This is a genomic window from Streptococcus sp. A12, assembly GCF_905372335.1.
Taxonomy (GTDB): domain Bacteria; phylum Bacillota; class Bacilli; order Lactobacillales; family Streptococcaceae; genus Streptococcus.
This window is the reverse complement of record NZ_CAJPOU010000067.1, coordinates 1-6,272: the sequence shown is the minus strand read 5'-3', so window position 1 is coordinate 6,272 and position 6,272 is coordinate 1. Positions and strand designations below refer to the sequence as shown.

Below are 6,272 nucleotides of genomic sequence, written 5' to 3'. Positions count from 1 at the left end.
TGTTTACCCTTGTATATTTATAAGGAGACCGAAATTCGTAAACAAAACGTTTGCTATCACTCTGTGGTAGCGTTACCAATTCTGTTAACATATTAAGAATACAACTTTTTATGAGCCCTGTCAACAGATTTGCTAAAAAAAATTTACTTTTTTTAAAAACATGAACAAAAAGTTTAATTTATCTACAAAAATGATCAACAAAATAAGTGGTTAATATAGAAAAATTGGACAAAATGTTTGTTTCTTATTGAAAATGATCACTATTATAGTATAATAAAAGCAGAAATAGGAAAGTAGGACGTCATATGAAAGAGAGTAGACATGTAGCAATCTTACAAGAGTTGGACAAAAACGAAGTAGTCTCTGTTAAGGATCTAAGCGATTTCTTGGGTGTAACCGATATGACTATTCGACGTGATTTGATGGATTTAGAGGAACAAGGATTGTTGGTTCGTGTTCATGGAGGGGCCCATCGAAAAATCAAGGATAGTCTGACAGAAGTTTCCCATACAGAAAAGAACATGTTGAACGTGGAAGAGAAAAGGGAAATTGCTCAAAAATGTGCGGCTTTGATCGATGAAGGCGATACAATTTTTATTGGAGCAGGGACCACTACAGATTTTATTGGCGATTATCTTGAAGGGAAACATGTCAGTATTGTGACCAATTCCTTACCTATTTTTGAAAAATTAAAAGACCAACCCAATTATGACATTATCCTAGTGGGAGGTCGATATAGGGTCAAGACACAGACCTTTGTAGGACAGTTTGCAAATAAGCTCTTAAAGGAAATTAAGGTTTCGAAAGCCTTTATCGGGGTAAATGGAATTGATGGTCATACAGCAATGACTGCAAACGAAGAAGAAGGAAACGGCAATAAAATTATTCTTAACAATGCCATTGAAAAGTATGTAGTAGCAGATAACAGTAAGTTTGATAGCTATTCTTTCTATGCTTTTTACCGTCTAGATGATTTAGATGCGGTGATTACCGATCATTCTATCTCTAAAAAAGTACGAGAAAAATACAATTCTTATACAAAAATTTTGTAAAAATTAGAAAAGAAACAGCTAAAAGACCAGGATTCAAGCGGATTCTGGTCTTTTTTATATCCTTTAATAGGGGAGGGGTTATAAATAAATCTATAAAAAATAAACAAAAAAGAACAAAAAATTACATATTGTAATTGACAGCGCATTCATATAGTGATATACTTATCGTGTAAATAAAAAAAGGTAAAAGTGGAAGGGGTGAAAAGATGGGATTAAATCAACTGTTTAATCGGGAATTAGTCTTTTGCCTAGATGTTGCGAATCAAGAAGAATTGTTTGACCAGGTTGCAACTTTATTGGAAGAACGTCAGATTGTGACAGATTCTTATCGGGCTGCATTAAAAGAAAGAGAGAAATCGTTCCCTACTGGTTTGGATATGGAATTTCTAGGAAAGGATCTCCCGAATGTAGCGATTCCTCATACGGATATCATCCATAACCTAACAGAGAATATTGTAGTTGTTCGATTGAAAAATCCGGTAACCTTCCACAATATGATCGCACCTGATAAAGAAGTAGAAGTTTCTCTTTTATTCTTTATCATTAACAATTCTAGTTCCAGCCAAACAAACATTTTGGCGCATTTGATGGATTTCTTTACGACAAATGGAAATCTTGAAAACATGTCGAAATTGGAAACTGAAGAAGACTTATATCGCTATATTACAGAAGCGATTGCTTAATAGTAACAAATAAATATATTTATAATGGAGGTCATTCAAATGATTAAAATTTTAGCTGCCTGTGGTGCAGGGGTTAACTCAAGCCACCAAATTAAAAGTGCTCTTGAAGAAGAGCTTTCAAACCGTGGATATGATGTACAATGTGATGCGGTAATGGTAAAAGATGTGAATGAAGACTTGATTAAAGGCTATGATATCTTTACACCAATCGCTGCAACAGATTTAGGCTTTGATCCTGGTATTCCAGTAGTTGAAGCTGGTCCAATCTTGTTCCGTATTCCAGCTATGAGTGCTCCGGTATATGACAATATCGAAGCAGCCATCAAAGAACACGGCTTAAGCTAATTTCTTCATCTGTATTTTGTGAGCGATTCTTATGCCTGGAACTGCTGACATTCTTAATTTTGTAAAATATAAAAATATAAATCGGGAGGATTTATTATGAATGGCATTATCGATTTTGCCAATAAGTTTTTCAAACCTATTCTAGATATGGGGGCACCGATCATCATGTTGATCGTCCTAACTCTATTGGCACTTTTGTTTGGAGTGAAATTCTCCAAAGCGCTTGAAGGTGGTATTAAACTTGCCATCGCTCTTACTGGTATCGGTGCGATCATCGGTATGTTGAATGGCGCTTTCTCAGCGTCTCTTGCAAAATTCGTTGAGAACACTGGTATTCAATTGAATATCACAGACGTTGGTTGGGCGCCTCTTGCGACCATTACTTGGGGGTCTGCCTGGACACTTTACTTCTTGCTAGTTATGTTGGTTGTCAACGTTGTCATGCTTGCAATGAAGAAAACAGACACACTTGATGTTGACATCTTTGATATCTGGCACTTGTCTATCACAGGTCTTTTGATTAAATGGTATGCTGATAAAAATGGAGTTAGTGCAGGAGTTTCTCTCTTCGTTGCCACTCTAGCAGTAGTCCTAGTAGGGATTATGAAGATCATCAACTCAGACTTGATGAAACCAACATTTGATGACTTGTTGAATGCACCTAGCTCTTCACCAATGACATCAACTCACATGAACTATATGATGAACCCAATCATCATGGTCTTGGATAAAATCTTTGACAAATTCTTCCCAGGTCTTGATAAATACGACTTCGACGCAGCTAAATTGAACAAGAAGATCGGTTTCTGGGGGTCTAAATTCTTTATCGGTTTCCTTCTCGGTATCATTATTGGTTTGATGGGAACTCCACATCCGGATCCTAATGTAGCTGATGCTAAAACTTGGGAATTGGTTATTAAAGGTTGGTTGAGCCTTGGTTTGACTGCCGGTGTCTGCTTGGAATTGTTCTCATTGATTGGTTCTTGGTTCATCGCAGCGGTAGAACCATTGTCACAAGGTATTACAAACGTTGCTACTAAACGTCTTCAAGGACGTAAATTCAATATCGGTTTGGACTGGCCATTTATCGCTGGTCGTGCAGAAATCTGGGCTTGTGCCAACGTACTTGCACCAATCATGTTGATCGAAGCAGTACTTCTTTCTAAAGTCGGAAATGGTATCTTGCCACTTGCAGGGATCATCGCTATGGGTGTGACTCCAGCCTTGTTGGTTGTTACACGTGGTAAATTGATCCGTATGATCGTATTTGGAACACTCTTGTTGCCACTCTTCCTTCTTTCAGGTACTCTTATCGCACCATTTGCTACTGAATTGGCGAAAAGTGTAAATGCCTTCCCAGAAGGAGTTGATAAAGCTCAATTGATCACTCACTCAACTCTTGAGGGACCAGTTGAAAAACTTCTTGGTTGGACTATTGGTAACGCAACTACAGGAGACATCAAAGCTATTGTTGGTGTTGTTGCCTTCTTAGCATTCTACGTTGGAATCTTTGCATGGTACAGAAAACAAATGATCAAACGTAACGAAGAATACACAGCAAATGCAAAATAATCCGCTCCTAACTATGTAACTTGATAAAACTAGGGTATCAATTTCCAGATATGGAGGGAGGTAGCCTAGTTTTTTCTCTAAAATAACATGCTAAGGAGTGAAATATGAGGATAGCTTTAAAAAATAATGATCTGGAAGTTTGTTTCAAGGAGTTAGGTGGTGAGCTGGCCTCTATCAAGGATCAGGAAGGTATCGAATATCTTTGGCAGGGTGATGCTCAGTATTGGAGTGGCCAAGCCCCGGTTCTCTTTCCTATCTGTGGTTCGGTTCGAAATGATACAACCATGTATCGCCCTCAAGGTGTTGGGAAGATCCCTCGCCATGGGCTGGTTCGCAAGAAAAACTTTGAGCTGGTAGAGCAAACAGAAAATCAGGTGACTTTTGGGATAGAAGATACGGAAGAAATGTATCAGCAATATCCCTATCGTTTCAGATTAGAAATTTCCTATCAATTACTTGGTAAGATGATTCAAGTAACCTATCGGGTTTACCATCTTGGTGAGGAAGGAGTCATGCCCTTTTTCGTTGGTGGCCATCCAGGATTTAATTGTCCGTTAATGGCAGATGAAGGGTTTGAAGATTACTACCTGGAGTTCGAACAAGAAGAGACCTGTAGCATTCCAAAATCCTATCCAGAGACAGGCTTGCTAAACGTCTTTGACCGGACACCTTTCTTACAGCAAGAAAAAATCTTAAATCTCGATTACGATCTCTTCCAAAAGGATGCCATCACTTTAGATTGCTTACAATCAAGAAGGGTGACCCTCCGCTCTAAAAAGCACGAAAAAGGAGTAAGCCTTCATTTTCCGGATTTTTCAAACTTGATCATCTGGACAACACCTAATAAAGGGCCATTTATCGCTTTAGAGCCTTGGTCTGGTTTATCCACTTCCCTTGAAGAGAGTGATTATTTGGAATATAAAAAGCAGGTTCGTCTCTTGCCAGCAGGTCAAACGGCTGAACTAAGTTTTGAAATCGAAATTTTATAGGAAACAATGACAGTGTAGCAGACAGAAGCCAAATGAAGGCTCTGTGTTTAATCAGAAAACATTTTATAAAAGGAGTATGATATGTCAGTTATTATTGGTGCGGATGCAGCAGGTATCCGCTTAAAAGAAGTAGTCAAAGAATATTTGGAAGCAGAAGGTTTCCAAGTGGTGGATGTGACAGAAGAAGGGCAAGACTTTGTTGATGTGACATTGGCTGTTGCAAAGGAAGTCAAACAAGCAGAAGACAATCTTGGTATTGTTATTGATGCTTATGGAGCTGGCCCATTCATGGTCGCTACTAAAATTAAAGGAATGGTTGCGGCAGAAGTTTCAGATGAGCGTTCTGCCTACATGACTCGTGGCCACAACAATTCTCGCATGATCACCATGGGTGCTCAAATCGTGGGTGACCAATTGGCCAAAAATATCGCCAAAGGTTTTGTAAACGGTAAGTATGACGGCGGTCGCCACCAAATCCGTGTCGATATGCTCAACAAGATGTGCTAAGGGGAGGAGTAAACGAATGAAAATTGCAATTGGATGTGACCATATTGTCACAAATGAAAAAATGGCTGTCTCTGAATTTTTGAAATCAAAAGGTTATGAAGTCCTTGACTTCGGAACCTATGATCATGCGCGTACCCACTACCCAATTTTTGGGAAAAAAGTCGGAGAAGCAGTCGCTAGTGATCAAGCTGATCTTGGAGTATGTATCTGTGGTACTGGTGTTGGAATTAACAACGCTGTTAACAAGGTTCCTGGAATTCGTTCTGCCTTGGTTCGCGATATGACAACTGCTCTTTATGCAAAAGAAGAACTCAATGCCAACGTGATTGGTTTTGGTGGGAAAGTAACTGGTGAGTTGCTCATGTGTGATATCATTGAAGCTTTCATTCATGCAGAATACAAACCAAGTGAAGAAAACAAGAAATTGATTGCCAAGATTCAACATTTGGAAACCCATAATGATCACCAAGAGGATGCAGACTTCTTTACAGAATTCCTTGAAAAATGGGATCGTGGTGAATACCACGACTAAGAGGTGAGGATATGATCTTAACTGTCACCTTGAATCCTTCCATTGATATTTCTTATCCCTTGGAAGAATTAAAGTTGGATACTGTGAATCGTGTGTCGGAAGTTTCTAAGACGGCTGGTGGGAAAGGTTTAAATGTCACCCGTGTCTTAGCTGAGAGCGGTGAAACAGTTGGAGCAACAGGTTTTGTTGGGGGGACCAATGGTCAATTCATCAAGACCCATCTTCCACGAGATGTCCAATCCTTCTTCTATGATATCCTTGGAGATACGCGGAACTGTATCGCCATCTTGCATGAAGGAAATCAAACAGAAATCTTAGAAGCGGGTCCAGAAATTATCCGGACGGAAGCTTTGGGATTCCTTCACCATTTCAAACTCCTCATGCCGACAGCGGATGTGATTGCTATTTCGGGAAGTCTTCCTACAGGTCTACCAGTGGACTATTATGCGAGCCTAATTGAGATTGCAAAAGAAGCAGGACGTAAGGTTGTACTTGATTCATCAGGCAAATCTTTAGAAGCGGTTCTTCACTCATCATTCAAACCAACGGTGATTAAACCCAATCGCGAAGAATTATCTCAACTCTTAGGACG

General features: G+C 39.2%; 8 protein-coding genes. All 8 read left to right on the top strand.

What is annotated here, in order from left to right; genetic code table 11:
* Positions 1 to 305: 305 nt before the first annotated feature.
* Positions 306 to 1,052, top strand: coding sequence for a DeoR/GlpR family DNA-binding transcription regulator (locus QZ158_RS07390; protein ID WP_048789688.1), 747 nt, complete (start codon positions 306 to 308; stop codon positions 1,050 to 1,052).
* 206 nt (positions 1,053 to 1,258) lie between these two features.
* Positions 1,259 to 1,735 carry a PTS sugar transporter subunit IIA gene (locus QZ158_RS07385; protein WP_048689142.1) on the top strand — a complete coding sequence of 159 codons (477 nt, stop codon included), beginning with the start codon at positions 1,259 to 1,261 and terminating at the stop codon, positions 1,733 to 1,735.
* Between the two features lie 39 nt (positions 1,736 to 1,774).
* Complete coding sequence (locus tag QZ158_RS07380; protein ID WP_006148587.1) at positions 1,775 to 2,080, top strand: PTS sugar transporter subunit IIB; 306 nt, start codon at positions 1,775 to 1,777, stop codon at positions 2,078 to 2,080.
* A 96-nt stretch (positions 2,081 to 2,176) separates the two neighbouring features.
* Positions 2,177 to 3,652, top strand: a complete 1,476-nt coding sequence (locus QZ158_RS07375) for a PTS transporter subunit IIC (protein ID WP_061563747.1) — start codon at positions 2,177 to 2,179, stop codon at positions 3,650 to 3,652.
* A gap of 104 nt (positions 3,653 to 3,756) precedes the next feature.
* Complete coding sequence (locus QZ158_RS07370; RefSeq protein WP_293887213.1) at positions 3,757 to 4,641, top strand: aldose 1-epimerase family protein; 885 nt, start codon at positions 3,757 to 3,759, stop codon at positions 4,639 to 4,641.
* A gap of 81 nt (positions 4,642 to 4,722) precedes the next feature.
* A complete protein-coding gene (gene lacA, locus QZ158_RS07365) occupies positions 4,723 to 5,148 on the top strand; it encodes a galactose-6-phosphate isomerase subunit LacA (RefSeq protein ID WP_023026584.1) in 426 nt (141 codons plus the stop codon).
* 16 nt (positions 5,149 to 5,164) lie between these two features.
* Positions 5,165 to 5,680, top strand: coding sequence for a galactose-6-phosphate isomerase subunit LacB (gene lacB, locus QZ158_RS07360; RefSeq protein ID WP_293887208.1), 516 nt, complete (start codon positions 5,165 to 5,167; stop codon positions 5,678 to 5,680).
* Between the two features lie 11 nt (positions 5,681 to 5,691).
* Positions 5,692 to 6,272 (top strand): PfkB family carbohydrate kinase (locus tag QZ158_RS07355; RefSeq protein ID WP_293887206.1); only part of this gene is annotated, 581 nt, incomplete at its 3' end.

Bases quoted from the DNA above. Each gene is read 5' to 3' on its own strand.
- lacB (WP_293887208.1), top strand. From the start codon at position 5,165: ATGAAAATTGCAATTGGATGTGACCATATTGTCACAAATGAAAAAATG.
- lacA (WP_023026584.1), top strand. From the start codon at position 4,723: ATGTCAGTTATTATTGGTGCGGATGCAGCAGGTATCCGCTTAAAAGAA.
- QZ158_RS07390 (WP_048789688.1), top strand. From the start codon at position 306: ATGAAAGAGAGTAGACATGTAGCAATCTTACAAGAGTTGGACAAAAAC.
- QZ158_RS07385 (WP_048689142.1), top strand. From the start codon at position 1,259: ATGGGATTAAATCAACTGTTTAATCGGGAATTAGTCTTTTGCCTAGAT.
- QZ158_RS07370 (WP_293887213.1), top strand. From the start codon at position 3,757: ATGAGGATAGCTTTAAAAAATAATGATCTGGAAGTTTGTTTCAAGGAG.
- QZ158_RS07375 (WP_061563747.1), top strand. From the start codon at position 2,177: ATGAATGGCATTATCGATTTTGCCAATAAGTTTTTCAAACCTATTCTA.
- QZ158_RS07380 (WP_006148587.1), top strand. From the start codon at position 1,775: ATGATTAAAATTTTAGCTGCCTGTGGTGCAGGGGTTAACTCAAGCCAC.